We start from the raw sequence: 1,489 nt of genomic DNA, 5'->3' as shown, positions 1-1,489 counted from the left end.
GGGCGTTTGACGGTTTTGCCGACGTCGTAGCGGGGTGCCCGGTGTTTGTTCTTGGCGCCAGGTGGTCGTCCGGGGCCGGCGCCTCGCGGTTTGGGAACACGGGTCGGGCAGGCGAGGTGAGCGCGGATGTTCCTGAACCCCCGGCGGACCCGGGCCGGGGTGATCCGGTCGGAAGTGGTCGGTTTCTCCCAGGGCCGGCGGAGGTCCTCGGCGAGCGGCCGGGCGAGCCGGAGCTGCGTGTGAGCGACGATCAGGATCCAGGTCCAGCGGTCCGCCGCCTCGGGAGTACGCAGCTTCGGAGTGGTCCAGCCGAGGGTCTGCTTCGCGAAGCGGAAGGTGTGCTCCAGGTCGAAGCGGCGGAGAAATGCCTGCCAGAAACGGTCCACGTCGTCCGGAGTGACGCCGGTCTTGGAGGACCATAACCACACCGGCGGGGCATCACGGTCCTTCGACAGATGCTCGACCTTCAACCGGATCAATGTGCCCTCAACCAGGGGAAGTTCGCCGTCATGGTCAAGCCATGAGGAGCGGTGGGTGAGCCTTGGGTGGACCCGATCCCATGCCTGCGTCTCGGCCTTGCCATAGTTGGTAGTTGTGGTGACCGTGGTGATCGCGGGCTCGGGCCAGGTCTCCGGCTTGGTGAAGCGGAATTCCGGGCCGTGCTTGGGCGGCCGGCCGCCCTTCGGGTCGTGGACACGAGGCGGCTTCGGCAATCGCATGACGCGGTCGGAGCGGACCCGGCCGACCAGCTCGACCGGCAGATCGCGTAGGACCCAGGCCAGGCGGGTGACGTCGTAGCCGGCATCGCTGACGATCACGATGTCCGGGTCCCCGGCCCGCCACTGGCCCGCGGCGATGAGCCGTTCAACGACTCCCCGCAGTTGGGCGGCGGTGACCGCAGTGGCGTCGTCCGCCGGTCCGAGCCGGACCGCGTCCAGGATCGCGGTCCAAGATGTGGCGCCCGGCTCCAGGACGGCGACGAAGGAGTAGGGCCAGCCCGGGATGAACTGCGACGCCGTCTTCGCCCGGCCATAGACATGGCAGAACAGCCGCTCGGCCGAGCATGGCGCGTCGGAGCGAAGCCACGGCGACACATCGACCGCCAGGACCAGACGCCCGCCGTCGAACCGCGGCAGCGACAGCCCGGCCAGCACCGTCCGCACCTGGTCGACATCGATCCGGCCGTGGTTCAGGCCTCCGTACATCGCTCCGTGCCCACGCCGATGCTCGGGCAGCAATGTCAGGTCCACTGGGGACTTCACCGCACCCTCCGCACACAGCACCGCGTCCGTCAGCTCGAACAACTCGTCGCGCCGAGCGGTCAGACACTCGTAGAACCCGACCCGGAAGCGTGACGCTTCCGCGAACAATTCCCTCCGTGCAACATCAGGCAGCAGACTCACCCTCACGGCCTTCGTCTTGGTCACGTGCACCTTGGTCGGAGCACATGATCAGACGAAGGCCGCCCCCACGTCCGGCAAACTCCTAG

General features: G+C 68.1%; 1 protein-coding gene. It reads right to left on the bottom strand.

What is annotated here, in order from left to right; translation table 11 throughout:
* Positions 1 to 1,403 (bottom strand): NF041680 family putative transposase (locus tag ACLVWQ_RS40510; RefSeq protein ID WP_414114345.1); only part of this gene is annotated, 1,403 nt, incomplete at its 3' end.
* Positions 1,404 to 1,489: the final 86 nt, after the last annotated feature.

Source organism: Streptomyces sp. CWNU-52B, from assembly GCF_047444975.1.
In the GTDB taxonomy this organism is placed as follows: Bacteria; Actinomycetota; Actinomycetes; order Streptomycetales; family Streptomycetaceae; genus Streptomyces.
The sequence above is the reverse complement of the archived record's forward strand: the minus strand, read 5'-3'. Positions and strand labels throughout refer to the sequence as shown.